The organism is Glutamicibacter sp. AGC84 (genome assembly GCF_053543575.1).
In genome coordinates this window covers 5,184-21,953 of sequence record NZ_JBLVOC010000027.1, presented here as the reverse complement: position 1 = coordinate 21,953, position 16,770 = coordinate 5,184, and the positions used below count along the sequence as shown (strand labels likewise).

General features: G+C 67.9%; 12 protein-coding genes and 1 pseudogene. 10 read left to right on the top strand and 3 right to left on the bottom strand.

Features of this window, described 5'->3' with window-relative positions:
- Window positions 1–9 precede the first annotated feature (9 nt).
- Both ACNPN0_RS16515 and ACNPN0_RS16510 read right to left on the bottom strand, forming a co-directional pair.
- Entirely contained in the window at window positions 10–3,945 is a 3,936-nt protein-coding gene (locus ACNPN0_RS16515) for a Pls/PosA family non-ribosomal peptide synthetase (RefSeq protein ID WP_448938955.1), read from the bottom strand.
- Between the two features lie 276 nt (window positions 3,946–4,221).
- On the bottom strand, window positions 4,222–5,190 hold the full coding sequence (locus tag ACNPN0_RS16510; protein ID WP_332487946.1) for a quinone oxidoreductase family protein: 969 nt from the start codon (window positions 5,188–5,190) through the stop codon (window positions 4,222–4,224).
- Between the two features lie 181 nt (window positions 5,191–5,371).
- Here ACNPN0_RS16510 and argC point away from each other — a divergent pair, with 181 nt between their 5' ends.
- From argC to ACNPN0_RS16475, 7 genes are all read left to right on the top strand, one after another.
- Entirely contained in the window at window positions 5,372–6,403 is a 1,032-nt protein-coding gene (argC, locus tag ACNPN0_RS16505; RefSeq protein ID WP_133832936.1) for an N-acetyl-gamma-glutamyl-phosphate reductase, read from the top strand.
- Complete coding sequence (gene argJ / locus ACNPN0_RS16500; protein ID WP_448938340.1) at window positions 6,400–7,614, top strand: bifunctional glutamate N-acetyltransferase/amino-acid acetyltransferase ArgJ; 1,215 nt, start codon at window positions 6,400–6,402, stop codon at window positions 7,612–7,614. Before argC ends, argJ begins: the two co-directional genes overlap by 4 nt.
- A gap of 21 nt (window positions 7,615–7,635) precedes the next feature.
- The gene (gene argB, locus ACNPN0_RS16495) at window positions 7,636–8,571 is read left to right on the top strand and encodes an acetylglutamate kinase (protein WP_332487952.1); all 936 of its coding nucleotides are present in this window, start codon (window positions 7,636–7,638) and stop codon (window positions 8,569–8,571) included.
- Window positions 8,568–9,827, top strand: a complete 1,260-nt coding sequence (locus ACNPN0_RS16490) for an acetylornithine transaminase (RefSeq protein ID WP_402696337.1) — start codon at window positions 8,568–8,570, stop codon at window positions 9,825–9,827. Before argB ends, ACNPN0_RS16490 begins: the two co-directional genes overlap by 4 nt.
- A gap of 52 nt (window positions 9,828–9,879) precedes the next feature.
- Window positions 9,880–10,839 (top strand): ornithine carbamoyltransferase, encoded by a 960-nt coding sequence (gene argF / locus ACNPN0_RS16485; protein ID WP_105658130.1) that lies wholly within the window; start codon window positions 9,880–9,882, stop codon window positions 10,837–10,839.
- A 1-nt stretch (window position 10,840) separates the two neighbouring features.
- Window positions 10,841–11,344 carry an arginine repressor gene (locus ACNPN0_RS16480; RefSeq protein ID WP_332487954.1) on the top strand — a complete coding sequence of 168 codons (504 nt, stop codon included), beginning with the start codon at window positions 10,841–10,843 and terminating at the stop codon, window positions 11,342–11,344.
- Between the two features lie 99 nt (window positions 11,345–11,443).
- The gene (locus ACNPN0_RS16475) at window positions 11,444–13,315 is read left to right on the top strand and encodes an HNH endonuclease signature motif containing protein (RefSeq protein ID WP_448938339.1); all 1,872 of its coding nucleotides are present in this window, start codon (window positions 11,444–11,446) and stop codon (window positions 13,313–13,315) included.
- An 80-nt stretch (window positions 13,316–13,395) separates the two neighbouring features.
- Here the strand turns inward: ACNPN0_RS16475 and ACNPN0_RS16470 are convergent, their stop codons facing one another.
- Window positions 13,396–13,947: a macro domain-containing protein gene (locus ACNPN0_RS16470; RefSeq protein ID WP_105661899.1), complete on the bottom strand. Its 552-nt coding sequence runs from the start codon at window positions 13,945–13,947 to the stop codon at window positions 13,396–13,398.
- Between the two features lie 252 nt (window positions 13,948–14,199).
- Here ACNPN0_RS16470 and argH point away from each other — a divergent pair, with 252 nt between their 5' ends.
- The 3 genes and pseudogenes from argH to ACNPN0_RS16455 all read left to right on the top strand — a co-directional run.
- Window positions 14,200–15,615: an argininosuccinate lyase gene (gene argH / locus ACNPN0_RS16465; RefSeq protein ID WP_105658126.1), complete on the top strand. Its 1,416-nt coding sequence runs from the start codon at window positions 14,200–14,202 to the stop codon at window positions 15,613–15,615.
- Window positions 15,616–15,734: 119 nt separating this feature from the next.
- Window positions 15,735–16,475, top strand: coding sequence for a maleylpyruvate isomerase family mycothiol-dependent enzyme (locus ACNPN0_RS16460; protein WP_448938338.1), 741 nt, complete (start codon window positions 15,735–15,737; stop codon window positions 16,473–16,475).
- A gap of 105 nt (window positions 16,476–16,580) precedes the next feature.
- Window positions 16,581–16,770 (top strand): annotated as a pseudogene (locus tag ACNPN0_RS16455) (adenine phosphoribosyltransferase); the annotation flags it as partial.

The window sequence follows — 16,770 nt, the reverse complement described above, 5'->3', positions numbered from 1 at the left end:
GGGGAATCCTCAGGCTTGTTGGTCAGCCGGTTGCTCGGCTTTGGTCTCGGGTTCGATGTTCCAGCGTACCGCCGGATTACCGCGCCAGTAGGTATTTGCCGGAAGCACCTCGCCGCGCAGCACCAGGCTGGCTGGCCCGGTGGTGGTGCCTTCGGAGATCCGCGCGGCGGGCAGGATGACGCTGTGCGGGCCGAGCGTTGCCCCGGCGCCCAGGGACACCGCGTCGATGGACATGATCCGGTCGTGGAACAGGTGGGTTTGCAGGACACTGCCGCGGTTCACTGTGGCGTGGTCTTCCAATGTCACCAGGTCCGCTTCCGGGAACCAGTAGCTCTCGCACCACACGCCATGGCCGATCTTTGCCCCCTGCGCGCGCAGGAACCAGACCAAGGCCGGGGTGCCCGAAGCCAAGCGGGCGAACCATTGGGCGCAGACCAGCTCGGTGAAGGAATCCACCATTTCGGTGCGCCATATGAAGGAACTCCACAATGCGTGCTCGCCCGGGCGAATCACGCCAACCACCAGCCACTTGGCGGCGACCGCCACCAGGGCGGCGACTGCTCCGGCCAGGACCAGCACCGCGCCGGAAAGCAGGATCGCGACCAGCGGGTTGAAGTAGGCGGTCAAGGCGGACAGCGCCCAAAGCACGCCGCCGGCAATTCCGACCGTGGTGAACACCGCGAGGCCACGGGTCAGCTCCCACCCCGCCCGCATCGCCTTGAGCTTCAGGGTTGGGCGGTAGGTCAGATCCGATTCGCCTTCCACGGTGGTGCGGCGCAGCTTGTGCGGGGGCGAGCCGATCCACGAGGTGCCGGCCTTCATCTTCTTCGGCGTGGCCGACAGCACCGCGATCAGCGAGCGCTTGGGCACCCGGCGCCCGGCATGCAGGATGCCGGAGTTGCCCAGGAAGGCCTTCTTGCCCACGCGAACCGGGGCAATGTGCATCCAGCCGCCACCGAGCTCATAGGAAGCAACCATGGTGTCATCGGCCAGGAACGCACCCGAGGAAATGGTGGTCATCTTCGGAATCAGCAGCACCGTGGAGATCTCCACGTCGCGGCCCACCTTGGCACCGAGCAGGCGCAGCCAGATCGGGGTGAAGAGCGAGGCGTAGAGCGGGAAGAGCAGGTCGCGGGCGGTATCCAAGACGCGTTCGGTAGCCCAGGCCTGCCAGCCAACGCGGGAAGTGACCGGATGCCACCCCTCTGCCAGGCCGATGGAAAGCAGGCGGACAATAACGATGGTCAGCACCATGGTGGCCAGGAACCACACGGTGGCGCCCAGCAGCACGGCCGGAATGAACCGCCAGCCGATCTCGGCCAGCGATTGCGCGCTGCCAAGTACCGGGGCTATGGCCAGCAACGCGGCAATCACCGGAAGCCACTGTGCGAGGTTCAACGCCATGGAACCGATGCCGCCCAGAATACGGGGCAGCGCCTTGTGCTCCGGTTCCTGCGTTGGCCACTTCGGCTTGGCCTTGCCTTCGCGCTGCGCCGGCGAACCGGCATAGCGGGAATGGCTCCGGGCCTGGCCGTAGACCGCGGATCCCGCTTCAACGATGGTGTGCGCACCGATGGCTGCCCCGGGGGCCAGGGTGCTGCGGGCGCCGATGGAGGCGTGGGCGCCGATCTCAATGGTGCCCACGTGCAGCTTGTCCCCGTCGATCCAGTAGCCCGAGATATCCACCTCGGGCTCGATGGAGGCTCCGGGGCCGACTCGCAGCATGCCGGTGACCGGTGGCAGGGTGTGCATGGTCGCGGTGCGGTCGATCTGCGCACCGAGCATCCGCGCATACCAAGGCAGCAGCGGAGCGGACGCCAGGGACACCGGATCGACCACGTCGGCGATGTGCTGGGCCAGCCAGAGGCGCAGGTGCACCGAACCCGAGCGGGGGTAGGTCCCCGGCTTCAAGCCGCGGAGCAAGAGCTTCGTGGCCGCGATGGACAGGCCCATGCGCCCTACCGGGGTCACGAAGACCAGCCAGAGGCCGGCAAGCACGTACCACGGGGTCGGCAGGTGCGCCTCGAAAACACCGAGGAACACCAGCAACAGGTGTCCGAGCATGAGGTAGGTGAACCAGCGCAGGCCCGAGAGGATGAACAGCGGCCCGGCGGCCAGGGACTGCGCCCATTGGGTTCCCCGCTGGGTGCGCTCGACCGTGCGCGGCTGCGCCGGCGTCACGGATTGCTGCTGGCCGCCGAGGTATTCGAGCAGTGCGCCAAAACGCGGGTAGTCGTAGAGCTGCGCGACGGTCAGGTCAGGGTAGCGGGCACGCAGTGCCGAAACCAGCTGGGCCGCGGCCAGCGACCCGCCACCGGAAGCGAAGAAATCGGCGTCCAGGCCGGCGGCCGAAGCGCCCAGCGCGCCGCGCCAAGCTTCGGCAAGGAACTGCCCGGTCTCATCGAGCTCGGGCAGGCCGGAGCCCTCGGCAGCCAGTTCGGCGCCCGGCAACGGCCACGGCAGCGCATTGCGGTCCACCTTGCCGCTGGTCTTCATCGGCAGGCTGCCCATCACCGCCAGGATCGGCACCATCGGCGCTGGCAGGTCGGCAAGCAAGCGGGTGCGCGCTGCCCCCAGATCGTAGTTTTCCGCTGCCTGCAGGTAGCCGACCAGGACCTTGTTGCCGGTGGCGGTCTCGCGTACCGCTACCGCCGCGGAAGAAACTTCGGGAAGGGAGTTGAGCGCGGCGTCGATTTCGCCCAGCTCGATACGCCGACCGCCGATCTTCACCTGGTCATCCACGCGGCCGATGAAGATCAGCCCCAGCGGGTCATTGATGACCATATCGCCCGAGCGGTAGGCGCGCTCCCAGCCCAAGGTGGGCATCGGCGCGTACTTCTCGGCATCCTTTTCCGGATCCAGGTAGCGGGCCAGTCCCACGCCGCCGATGATCAGCTCCCCGGATTCCCCTTCGGCGACCGGGATCCCCTCGGTATCAACCACCGCCAGATCCCAACCGTCCAGCGGCAGGCCGATGCGTACCGGCACGCTGCCGTCCATGGTGGCGCCGCAGGCTACCACGGTCGCTTCGGTCGGTCCGTAGGTGTTCCAGACTTCGCGGCCTTCGGTGGCTAGCCGCCCGGCCAGTTCCGGCGGGCAGGCCTCGCCGCCGAAAATCAGCAGGCGCACCGAGTCCAGGGCCTGCGCCGGCCACAGCGCCGCCAGGGTGGGCACGGTGGAAACGGCGGTAATGGAACGGGAAATCAGCCACGGGCCCAGGTCCATGCCGCTGCGCACCAGGGCGCGCGGGGCCGGGACCAGGCAGGAGCCGTTGCGCCAGGCGATCCACATTTCCTCGCAGGAGGCATCGAAGGCGACCGACAGTCCGGCGAGCACCCGGTCGGTGGTGTTCAGCGGATCGCCGGGCAGGAACATCTTCGCTTCGGCATCCACGAAGGCCGCTGCCGAACGGTGGGTGACCGCGACGCCCTTGGGCTTGCCGGTGGAACCGGAAGTGAAGATGATCCATGCGTCATCTTCCAGTCCAGGCATTCGCGGGTTCGCAAAGGGCTTGGGGCGCTGGCTATCGGCCACGACGGTATCGCGTCCCTTGATGATGCCCGCGACTTCGGCCTCGGTGAACACGGTCTTGGCACGCTCGTCGGGGTCATCGGCATCGACCGGGACATAGGCGGCCCCAACCCACATGATCGCGAGGATCCATTCATACAGGTGCCGGGTGCCCGATTCAACGCGCACGCCGATGCGGTCGCCGGCGCCCAGGCCCTGGGCATGCAGCCGCCGGGCCTTGTTCTTGACCTCTTCGAGCAGCTCCGCGTAGCTCTCTACGCGTTCGCCGTCGTCAATGGCCGGCGCATCGGGATGAGCCTGGGCGGTGGCCTGCAGGATGTCCATGAGGGTGCGCGCAGCCGGCGCCAGGGTTCCGGAGGGGAACTGGGGTGGATGGATTGGTGCATCCGGCGCTGGAGTTCGTTCGTTGTCCATGCTGATCGGATCCGTCCCTTCACTAAGAGTGCAAGATGGGTCGCTGGGGGAGAGCGTCCCAGAAGTGAAGTGGATCCTGGAGGGGTGGAACGCAAGGGTTCCAGTCACCATTAAAGCGTGTTACGGGTTAAGAGCGGAAAAATTTGATTGAAGTGTCATGCATCTCTCAACTGTTGCGGACCGGCGGCAGCAACGAGCGCGCGGTGAATGCCGGCATCGCCCCGGTGCTCTCGGGGCAGATGCCGGCATGCCCAGCCTGCGGATGCCCGGCCATCGCTAGGGAACCAGGATGACCTTGCCGGTGGTGGCGCGCGATTCCAGCGCGGCATGGGCCGCGGCGGCTTCGGCCAGCGGGAACTCGGCGCCGATGCGCACATCGATGTCCCCGGTGGCGACCCAGCCGAAGATATCGCCGAAGCGCCAGTGCAGCTCCTGCTCGGTGGCCAGGAAGTCATCGAGCTTCGGCCGGGTCACGCTCAGCGAACCGCCGGCGTTCAGCCGCTGCAGGTTGAAGTCCGGGACCTGGCCGCTGGCCCCGCCGAAGAGCACCAGGGTGCCGCGCCGGCGCAGGGCTGCCAGCGAGGTCTCGAAGGTGTCCTTGCCGATGCCGTCGTAGACCGCGTGCACGCCCGCGCCGCCGGTGACCTGCGCGACGGTGTCCGCCACCTGGTCGTAATCCACCACGTAGTCGGCTCCGGCCGCCTTGGCCAGGTCCTTCTTTTCCTGCGTGGAGGCGGTGGTGATCACGGTGGCGCCCTTGAGCTTGAGCAGCTGGGTGAGGATCAGGCCCACGCCGCCAGCGCCCGCGTAGGTCAAGACGGTATCGCCGGAGCGCACCATGTAGCTCGAATGCACCAGGTAGTGCGCGGTCATGCCCTGCAGCGGCAGCGCGGCGGCGATGTTAAGGTTCACCGCATCGGGCACCTTGCCCGCGCGCTTGGCTTCCACCAGCGCGTACTGGGCGTAGCCCCGGGAGCCGGAGGCGGTGGCCACCCGGTCGCCCACCTGGTAATTCTGCACGCCCTCGCCGATCTGCTCCACCACGCCGGAGAATTCGCTGCCCGGGGTGAAGGGGTAGTCCACCGTGTACACGCCGCTGCGCTGGTAGGTTTCGATGAAGTTCACGCCGGTGGCCGCGACCTTCACCAGCAGCTGGCCCGGGCCCGGGGCAGGGACCGGGATCTGATCCGGGACCAGCCCGCTGGCATCGGTCGGTTCGTGAACCACAATGGCTTGCTGCTGCATAGTGCCGCGCTCCTTAAGCTGCGTGTTTCGATCCCGGCACGCGATGCCGGGACGGTCTCTAGGGCCAGTTTAGGACTTCGGAGCGCTGCGCGGGCACCGTGGGGCGGATGTCGGGTTACGTGACGAAGAATTTTATGAATATTTATTAGCCTGCATGAATAATTCGCGGTAGAATCAGGTCATGACGATTTCAGTAGCTGTTTCCGGCGCCAGTGGATACGCCGGTGGCGAGGTCCTGCGCATCCTCGCGGCCCACCCAGAAGTAGAGATTGGCGCGATCACCGCGCATTCGCAGGCCGGGCAGCGGCTCGGCTCGATCGCCCCGCACCTGCATGCGCTCGCCGATCGCGTCCTGCTGGACACCACCGTGGAAAACCTCGCCGGGCACGACGTCGTGTTCCTGGCGCTGCCGCACGGCGCATCGGCCGCCGTGGCCGCGGCGCTGCCCGAATCCACCCTGGTCATCGACGCCGGCGCGGACCACCGGCTGGAATCCGCCGAAGCCTGGGAGAAATTCTACGGCTCGGCGCATGCCGGCTCCTGGCCCTATGGCCTGCCCGAACTTCCCGGTGCGCGCGAAAAGCTGGTGGGCACCAAGCGCGTGGCCGTCCCGGGCTGCTACCCGACCGGCGCGCAGCTGGCCCTGGCTCCGGGCTTCGCCGCTGGCCTGCTGGAAGCCGACGACGTGGTCATCGTCTCCGCCTCGGGCACCTCGGGCGCCGGCAAGTCGCTGAAGCCCAACCTGCTGGGCAGCGAAACCATGGGCTCGATGAGCACCTACGGGGTGGGCGGGTCCCACCGCCACATCCCGGAAATGGAGCAGGGCTTCTCCCAGCTCGCCGGCGAACCGGTCACCGTCTCCTTCACCCCCACCCTGGCCCCGATGCCGCGCGGCATCCTGACCACCGCCACCGCCAAGGCCAAGCCCGAGGTGAGCGAAGCGCAGCTGCGCGAAGCCTGGTCCGCGGCCTATGCCGACGAGCTCTTCGTGCACCTGCTGCCCGAGGGCCAATGGCCGACCACCGGGGCGGTGCAGGGATCGAACCACGTCCAGCTGCAGCTGGCCTTCGACACCCACGCCAACCGCGTGATCGTCACCGCCGCACTGGATAATCTCACCAAGGGCACCGCAGGTGCCGCGGTCCAGTCGATGAACATCGCACTGGGACTGGAAGAAAACACCGGATTGCTCATGCAAGGAGTTGCACCGTGAGCCTCGCGCACACCAACACCCACCCATCCGCTGCCGCCACCGGGGTCACCGCACCGGCGGGCTTCGCCGCCGCCGGCGTCCCGGCAGGCCTGAAGTCCACCGGCAAGAACGACGTGGTCGTGGTCAAGAACCTCGGCCCGCAGTTCACCGCCGCCGGCGTATTCACCTCCAACCGCGTGGCCGCCGCCCCGGTGCACTGGTCCAAGCAGGTGCTGGCCGATGGCCGCATCGACGCCGTGGTGCTCAACTCCGGCGGGGCCAACGCCTGCACCGGCGCCGAAGGCTTCGTGAACACCCACAAGACCGCCGAATACGCCGCGCAGCTGCTCTCGGTTTCCGCCGGCGACGTGGCCGTGGCGTCCACCGGGCTGATCGGGATGCAGCTGCCCATGGACAAGCTGCTGCCCGGGGTCCAGGCTGCCGCCGGGGCGCTGGCCGACGACCAGAACGCGGCCGATGCGGCCGCCGCGGGCATCATGACCACCGACACCGTGCCGAAGCTGGTCTCCCGTATCGTCGGGGCACCGGGCTCCGGCCAGGTCATCATCGGCGGCATGGCCAAGGGCGCGGGCATGCTCGCCCCGGCGCTGGCCACCATGCTGGTGGTGCTCACCACCGATGCGGTGCTGACCTCCGCACAGGCCGATGCCGCGTTGCGCGCCGCCACCGCGATGAGCTTCGACCGCGCGGACTCCGATGGCTGCATGTCCACCAACGACACCGTGCTGCTGCTGGCCTCCGGCGCCTCGGGCGCCGCCCCGGACCTGGCCGAGTTCACCGCGGCGCTGACCGACGCCTGCTGCGAGCTGGCCGCGAAGCTGATCGAGGACGCCGAGGGCGCGCAGCACACCATCGCGATCCGCACCTTCAATGCCGCTACCGAGGCCGACGCCCTGGAAGTATCCAAGGCCGTCTCGCGCTCCAATCTGGTCAAGACCGCGGTCTTCGGCAAGGATCCGAACTGGGGCCGGGTGCTCTCCGAGGTCGGCACCACCAAGGCCGCGTTCGAACCCGATGAGCTGAACGTGTCGATCAACTCCGTGATGGTCTGCAAGAACGGCGGGGTGGGCGAGGACCGCAGCCTGGTTTCGCTCGAAGAACGCAACGTGTTGATCGAGATCGACCTGAACGCGGGCACCGAGGAAGCCACCGTGCTGACCAACGACCTGACCCACGACTACGTCCACGAGAACTCCGCCTACTCCAGCTAGGCAGAAACTAGGAACACTCCCATGGCCCACACCGCCCGCACCAACCTGGGCATCGCCCAGTCCAAGGCCGAAGCGCTCATCGAGGCGCTGCCCTGGATCCAGCGCTTCGCCGGGACCACGATGGTCATCAAATACGGTGGCAACGCGATGGTCAACGACGATCTGCGCCGCGCCTTCGCCGAGGACATCGTGTTCCTGCGCCACGCCGGGATCAACCCGGTGGTGGTGCACGGCGGGGGACCGCAGATCAACAGGATGCTCGACACCCTCGGGATCGACTCCGAATTCCGCGGCGGGCTGCGGGTGACCACCCCCGAAGCCATGGACGTGGTGCGGATGGTGCTCACCGGCCAGGTGCAGCGCGACCTGGTCGGCCTGATCAACTCGCACGGACCCTACTCGGTGGGCATGTCCGGCGAGGACGGTGCCACCTTGCAGGCAGTGCGCACCGGCACGGTCGTGGACGGCCTGCCCGTGGACCTGGGGCTGGTCGGCGAGGTCACCACCGTGCGCACCGACCAGGTGGACTCGCTGGTGGATGCCGGGATGATCCCGGTCATCTCCACCGTCGCCCCGGAGTTCGACGAATCCGGCGAGCCCACCGGCGCGGTGCTGAACGTCAACGCGGATACCGCCGCGGCCGCGCTGGCCACCGCGCTGGGTGCCGCCAAGCTGGTGATCCTCACCGACGTGGAGGGCCTGTACGCCGCCTGGCCGGACAAGTCCTCGCTGATCAGCTCGATCACCAACGACGAGCTGCGCACCATGCTGCCGTCGCTGGAATCGGGGATGATCCCGAAAATGGGCGCCTGCCTCAAAGCCGTCGACGGGGGCGTGGGCCAGGCCCACATCGTCGATGGCCGCGCCCCGCACTCGATGCTGCTGGAAATCTTCACCACCGCCGGCGTGGGCACCCAGGTGCTCCCGGCCACCGCACAAAAGAAGGACGCCAAGTGAGCGAGCACGCCGCTGAAACCACCTCCTCCGCCCTGGCTGGAACCGCTGAAGCTGCCGGGCTGGCGCAGCTGTCCTCGGCCGCCCTGGCCGAACGCTACTCCAGCTCCCTGCTCGGCGTCTTCGGCACCCCGCAGCGCGTGCTGGTGCGCGGGGCCGGCTGCCATGTCTGGGACGCCGATGGCCACCAGTACCTGGATCTGCTCGGCGGCATCGCGGTCAACACCCTGGGCCACGGGCACCCGCTGCTGGCTTCCGTGATCAGCAGCCAGCTGTCCACCCTGGGCCATGTCTCGAACTTCTTCACTTCCCCCAGCCAGATCGCGCTGGCCGAGAAGCTGCTGGACATCTCCGCCGCCCCGGCCGGCTCCAAGGTCTTCTTCGCCAACTCCGGCACCGAAGCCAATGAGGCCGCGCTGAAGCTGACCCGGCGCAACGCCGGCACGCCGCAGGCCCCGCGCACCAAGGTGATCGCCCTGGAGCATTCCTTCCACGGCCGCACCCTGGGCGCGCTGTCGCTGACCTACAAGGAAAAGTACCGCGCGCCCTTCGCCCCGCTGCCCGAAAACGTCAGCTGGATCCCGGCCGGGGACATCGACGCGCTGCGTGCCGCGGTGGACGAAACCGTCGCGGCGGTCTTCATCGAGCCGATCCAGGGCGAAGCCGGCGTGAAGATGCTCTCCGCGCAGTACCTGCAGGCCGCCCGCGACATCACCCGCGAAGCCGGCGCCCTGCTGGTCTTCGACGAGGTGCAGACCGGCATGGGCCGCACCGGGGCGTTCTTCGCCTCGGCCCCGGTGATCCCGGATGTGATGACCCTGGCCAAGGGCCTGGGCGGAGGCTTCCCGATCGGCGCGATGATCGTGTTCGGCGAGCAGAACACCGCCTGGCTGGCCCCGGGCGACCACGGCACCACCTTCGGCGGCAACCCGGTGGCCTGCGCCGCCGGCCTGGCCGTCATCCACACCATCGAATCCCAGAACCTGCTGGCCCATGTGCGCGCCACCGGCGATTGGCTGCGCGAGCAACTGGCAGGCGTCGAGGGCATTGCCGCCGTGCGCGGCGCCGGGCTGCTCACCGCCTTCGAACTGGCCGCCGCCAACGCGCCGAAGCTGGTCGCCGCGGCGCTGGATGCCGGATTCATCGTGAACGCCACCGACGAGAAGACCATCCGCCTGGCCCCGCCGCTGGTGATCACCACCGAGCAGCTGGGCACCCTGATCGCGGCCCTGCCGCAGCTGATCAGGGCCGCCAGCTAGCGGCCGGCAGCAACTTCGCGACCACCCCCTGCGACAGCAAAGGACTAACACCATGAGCGCAACCCGCCACTTCCTGACCGACCTGGATTTCACCCCCGACGAGCAGTCCAAGGTGCTGGACCTGGCCGCGGCGATGAAGGCCGACAAGTACGGCTACCAGCCGTTCGCCGGCCCGCAGAGCGTCGCGGTCTTCTTCGACAAGACCTCCACCCGCACCCGCGTGTCCTTCCACGCCGGCATCGCCGAACTCGGCGGCTCGCCGCTGATCATCAACTCCGCCGATTCGCAGCTGGGCCACAAGGAGTCCATCGCCGATTCCGCCAAGGTGCTCGAGCGCATGGTCTCCACCATCGTGTGGCGCACCTTCGCCCAGTCCGGCCTGGAGGAAATGGCCGCGAACTCTTCGGTTCCGGTGATCAACGCGCTGTCGGACGACTACCACCCCTGCCAGCTGATCGCCGACCTGCTCACCGTGCGCGAGCACAAGGGCAAGACCGCCGGGCTGACCATGGCCTACCTGGGCGACGCGGCCAACAACATGGCCAACTCCTACCTGCTGGCCGGGGTCACCGCCGGCATGCACGTGCGCATCGCCGGCCCCGAGGGCTACCTGCCCGAAGCCCGCATCATCGAGGCCGCGCAGCAGCGTGCCGCGCTGACCGGGGGATCGGCCACGATCACCACCGATGCCGCCGCCGCGCTGCAAGACGCCGACGTGGTCGTCACCGACACCTGGGTGTCCATGGGCCAGGAAGCCGAGAAGGCCGAACGCCAGCAGCTGTTCACCGGCTACTCGGTGACCGCCGAAGCCATGAAGCTGGCCAAGGACGACGCGATCGTGCTGCATTGCCTGCCGGCCTACCGCGGCTACGAGATCGACGCCGAGGTCATCGACGGCCCGCAGTCGGTCGTGTTCGACGAGGCCGAGAACCGCGTGCACGCGCAGAAGGCCGTGATGGCCTGGCTGATGGTCGCCTCCGGCCTGGCCGAAGATCCACGAGTGGAGCTCTAGGATGTCCGCCCAGCCAAGCACCAAAACCGCCCGCCAGGCCCGCATCCGCGCGTTCCTGGGCAACAACTCGGTCAAGTCCCAGGCCGAGCTGCTCGGCCTGCTCAAGGACGACGGGCTGGAAGTCACCCAGGCCACGCTCTCGCGCGACCTGGTGGAAATCGGAGCGGTGCGCATCCGCGACAACTCCGGGCAGCTGATCTACGCGGTGCGCCAGGAAGGCGGGGACCGTTCCCCGAAGACCGCGATCACCCAGGAAGTGCTCGACGCGCGCCTGGCCAAGATCTGCGCCGAGCAGCTGGTCACCGCCGAGGCCTCCGGGAATATCGTGGTGCTGCGCACCCCGCCGGGCGCGGCGAACCTGCTGGCCCTGGCCATCGACCACTCGCAGATGCCCTCGATCCTGGGCTGCATCGCGGGGGATGACACCATCATGGTCACCACCCGCGTGGCCGACGGCGGTGCCGAAGTGGCCGCCCGCTTCCTGCAGCTGGCCGAACCGCGCTGACCGGCGCCGCCAGTCCATCGGGCGCTTGCCGCCGCGAACTTCTCCACAGTCCGCGGCGGCTTTGCCATGCCGGTCGAGATGGCGCCCGATGATCGGGGCATGGAACCACTTCAGAGCGCCAGCGCCACGAGCACCGCGGGACCCGCACTGGCCGCCAGCCTGGGGACCGTGGCGCAGCAGCTGGCCAGCGGCACCCCGCTGGACGCCGCCAGCTTGCTGCGCGCCGAAGCCGCGTGCCTGTTGCTGTTCCAGAACCTCTGCGCCCAGGCCTCGGGCTGCGCCGATCCGCGCCTCGCGCTGGCCCACGCCCACTTCGCCGAAGCCTTCAGCCGGCAAGCTTCCCGCACCGTCGTCATGGCGGCAAGCCAGGTGGAGACCAGCGCCGCCCACGCCCTGGACCTCGCCGAATTCGACCACCTGCGCGCGGGCACCACCGATTTCAGCGCCCCTGCGCAATTCGCGCCCGGCCGCACCCTCTACCTCGATGCGGCCACCGTCCTGTCCCAGATGCTGGATGTGAATTATTTCGAGGCCGACCGCCGCGTCAAGGACGCCCATCTGGTCCACGCCCGCAAGGATATCGCCGGCGCCGCCTGCGCCCCGCGTTTCACCCTGCTCGCAGAACACTTCGCCGGCACCCCCGCCCCAGGCACGCCAGTCGCAGATCCGTCCACGGAGGCCTTGCTGTCGCCGGCCGGCTGGGCTTTGCCTGGCCTGCACAGCACGCCGGATCCCCGCGAGGTGCTGAAAACCGCCCGCGCGCTGGACAAGTTCGAACCCGAAGACACCACCTTCGACGGCCTGCCCACCACGGCCACTGCCAAGGCCGCCGACGGCACCTTGCTGGAGGAGCATGCCGCCGCGCACCTGAGGGAAGACCAGATCCGCATCCGGCAGAAGCGCATCAATGGCTTGATCAAGGAGTACAAGGACGCGCACGACCAGGCTCCGACCCCGAAGCTGGGCCTCTTCCGCGGCAAGGTGGTCAACGGGGTCCATGAATTCATCGTCCGTGTCCGGGAGATCGACGCGGAACTCTGGGAATCGCTGATCACGCAGGCCGACAACAAGCGCACCAAGGCCGGCGCCGCCGCCCGCCAGGCCGCAGGCGCCGCCAGTGACAGCCCTTCCGGCGATGAGCACGGCAATACCGCAGAGCCGCCTTCCAGCGGACACCCCGGCCCGGAGCCCGACCCCGGCCCGGAGCCCGACCCCGTCCCGGAATCCGACGGCGGCGAGCATGCGCCTGATGGCAAGGCCGAGTGGGAAGAACCCGCGGAGCACCTCTGGAACAGCGACCAACCTGCTCCGGACTGGGCGGGCGTTGGCCCGCCAGCTCCTGCGGATGATGCCACGCCAGATCCCGACCCGCCGAACCCGCCGGGCACACCACTGCCGGGCTTGCCGGCAACTTGTTCGGTGCCCGAACGCCGGCTCAATGCGCTGAACGCAATCCTGCGCAATATCGGGCCCGACAGCCAGGGCAAGCGCATCACCCCCGAAATCGTGGTGCACGCGCGCTTCGAGGATCTCCAGGATCTCGCATCGCTCACCGGCATCAGCGCGCACGGCGTGAGAATTTCCGCGCCCCAGTTGCGCACCATGCTGTGCGAAGCCAAGGTGATCAGCCCGATCTACAACGCGGACGGGGTGATCATGGATATCGGCCGCGACGCCCGGCTCTTCCCGCGCTGGATGAAACTTGCCGCCCGCGACCGGGACGGCGGCTGCCTGGTCCCAGGCTGCACGGCAGACCCGGCACTGATCGAATTCCACCATTTCAAGCCGTGGGCCAAGGGCGGCCATACCCGACTCCAGGACTGTTGCCCGCTCTGCGCGCTGCACCACACCATGGTCCACAGCGGCTACCTGAAACTGGTCAAGATCAAGGGCCTGCCCCATGTCATCCTGCCCAAGCATCTGGATCCGCAGCAGCTGCCGCGGCGCAACACCTATTTCGCCCGCACCTAACTGCCCGACCTCGCAAAACTGCCGCACCCTCGACTAGGAGTGCGCGGCAGAATTCGTGCGTTAATGCCATTCGGATCCGGTCAGGCGGCAATATCCTCCACGGCATCCAGCGAGAAGGCCCGCTCGAAGGCGGCCTGGACCTCATCGGTATGCGCGACCAGGATGATCTTGTGGATCGGCGAAATATGCTTATTGGTCTCGATCCACCGGCTGATCGCTGCATGGGCGATGCTGGCAACCTGCTCAGGATCCCACCCGAACGCCCCTGCGCCAATCGCCGGGAACGCGACCGAGTGGGCCTCGTGGCGGGCCGCGACATACAGGGAGTTCACGAAGCAGTCATCGAGGATCTTGGGGTTCGGCTTGATCAGCGCCAAGTTGGGGGCCGCGGTGTGGACGACCCACTTGGCATGCAGGTTGCCGGCCTTGGTGACGACGGCAATGCCCGAAGGAATCCCGTCGGGGTACCGGTTGGCCCGAATTTCCCGGCAGGCGGCCAGCAGGCTGGGACCAGCAGCTGCATGGATCGCGCCGTCGACGCCGCCTCCACCGAGCAGCGAAGGATTGGCCGCATTGACGATGGCATCAACATGAAGGGTGGTGATATCACCCCGGTACAGCTGGATTTCCATTGGGTACCTCCGAGGAACGTTCCGTATCGGCTCTATGATCACACCATACGCCCGGGCGCTGAGTACTGGAAGAGGCAAAACTTAAGGTTTCCTGCGTGTTCCGGAGCCTAGCCAGGCCCCGCAGAGCAGGCCGCAGCGATAAGCATGTGATGCATGAATCGGCACACCGTTGCATAAATATGAGTTACATTGCATAAAGCTTTGCTAGAGTAGGGTGCAACGTCAATTTTCTCCGGCAGAAAGGAACGGGCCATGGCCTCGTCAACAAATGAAGGATCGCTCTGGGGCGGTCGCTTCTCCGGCGGCCCAGCGGATGCAATGGCAGCGCTGAGCAAGTCCACCCACTTCGACTGGCGCCTGGCCAGCTACGATATTGCCGGATCCCGTGCCCATGCCAAGGTGCTGAACCGCGCGGGCCTGCTCACCGATGCCGAGCTGGCAGACATGATCGCCGCCCTGGACCAGCTCGAAGCCGACGTCATCTCCGAGGCCTATGTCGCAGCGCCAACCGACGAAGACGTCCACGGCTCGCTGGAACGCGGCCTGCTGGAGCGCGCCGGCACCGCCCTGGGCGGCAAGCTGCGCGCCGGCCGGTCGCGCAATGACCAGATCGCCACCCTGGGCCGGATGTTCCTGCGCGACCACGCGCGGATCATCGCCCGCGGCGTGATCGACACCCTTGACGCGATGGTCGAGCAGGCCAAGGCGCACCCCTATGCGCCGATGCCCGGCCGCACCCACCTGCAGCATGCCCAGCCGATCCTGCTCTCGCACCTGCTGCTGGCCTACTCCTGGCCGCTGCTGCGCGATGTGCAGCGCCTGGTCGACTGGGACAAGCGTGCCGCCGTGTCGCCCTATGGTTCCGGTGCGCTGGCCGGCCAGACCCTGGGCCTGGATCCGAACTTCGTCGCCGCCGAGCTGGGCTTCGACTCGGCCGTGCACAACTCGATCGACGGCACCGCCGCCCGCGACGTGTTCGCCGAATTCTCCTGGATCGCGGCCATGATCGGCGTTGACCTCTCGCGCGTCTCGGAGGAGGTCATCCTCTGGGCCACCAAGGAATTCAGCTTCGTGAAGCTGCACGACTCCTTCTCCACCGGCTCCTCGATCATGCCGCAGAAGAAGAACCCCGATATCGCCGAGCTGGCCCGCGGCAAGGCAGGGCGCCTGATCGGCGACCTGACCGGCCTGCTGGCTACCCTCAAGGCCTTGCCGCTGGCCTACAACCGCGACTTGCAGGAAGACAAGGAACCGGTGTTCGACGCCGCGGACACCCTGGAAATCCTGCTGCCGGCGGTCGCCGGAATGATGGGCACCTTGACCTTCAACACCGAGCGCATGGCGGATCTGGCCCCGCAGGGCTTCGCCTTGGCGACCGACATCGCCGAATGGCTGGTCCGCCAGGGCGTGCCGTTCCGCGATGCCCACGAGCTCTCCGGTGCTGCGGTGCAGCTGGCCGAATCGCGCGGCGTGGAACTGTGGGACCTGACCGACGAGGAATACGCCGGCATCTCCGAGCACCTGACCCCGGCGGTGCGCGAGGTGCTCTCCACCGAGGGTTCGCTGAACGCCCGCAACGGCCAGGGCGGCACCGCCCCGAGCGCGGTCGCAGCGCAGCTCGCCGAGTTCGAGCGCCAGCTCGACCAGATCAAGGCCTGGGCCAAGTAGCACCAGGCAGGGCCAAGCGGCCGCCGCGCGGGAAGAATCCTGCCCGGCGGCCACTTGCGCGTTAACCACGGCTTCGAGCCCTTGCGCATTTGCGCCCGGTTCGCGCTAAAGTGTGATTCATGACTCGACTCCTGGCCCCTGCCGAACTCATCGCGCAGGTCACCACCGCATTGGATGAACTTTCCGTACAGGTGCGGGAGGTTCCCGACACCCAGTACAGCAAGCCCAGTTCGCTGCCGGGCTGGAGCACCGCCCAGCTGATCGCGCATCTGGCCTCCTTCGCGAAGGCCGCCGTGCGCCAGTTCGATAACGCCGGAGCCCAGCGGCCGCCGCTGATGTACGACGGGGGCGCCGAGGGCCGGATCGAGGCGATCAACATGACCGCGCTGATGCGCCCGGAGTCCCTGCGCGCCTTGGCCGCCGACGCGTTGGCCCAGTTGCGCGCCACCCTGCCTGGTGCCGAAGCCACGTGGGAGCAGCCGGTGGGGTACCGCCCGGGGGCCAAGGCCGCGGACCTGATGTACGCGACCTGGCGAGAGATGCTGATCCACGCCACCGACCTGGACGAATTCCTGCGCCCGGCCGCCAGCTGGCCGCCGGCATTCAGCGCGCATCTGTTCCGGGCGCTCGAAGCCCGCGTTCCGGAAGGAACCCGCCTGGTGCTGCAGCCGCATGGCAAACCCCGGATGGTGCTCGGGGACGGGGCGAAATCGTGGGTGCTCTCGGGCGCCGATTTCGACTTGGCCGCATGGATGGCCGGACGCCCTGCGGCCGGGCCGGTGCAGGTTACCGCGGCCGCCGACGGGGCCGCGGACCCGCAGCTGCTGCCCTGGCCCAGCGATCGCTTGATGAACCGCTAGCCTGGATGGTTAACCGCCGTACCGCATGGACACCGCCCAAAATGTGCTCATGATTATGCACGATCGTGCGGCGTGCGGCGCGCGGAGGGACTAAAATTACTAGGCGTGACTACTTCTGAGAGCATTAGCGACCTGCTGGATCGACTGTGCGAGATCGTGCCCGACTACCCGCAGCCAGGGATCTCCTTCAAGGACCTCACCCCGGTCTTCGCCGACCCGACCGGCCTGCGCCGCATGGTCGACGAGCTGATCGCCCCCTTCGAGGGGCAGTTCGACATCGTCGCGGGCCTCGAAG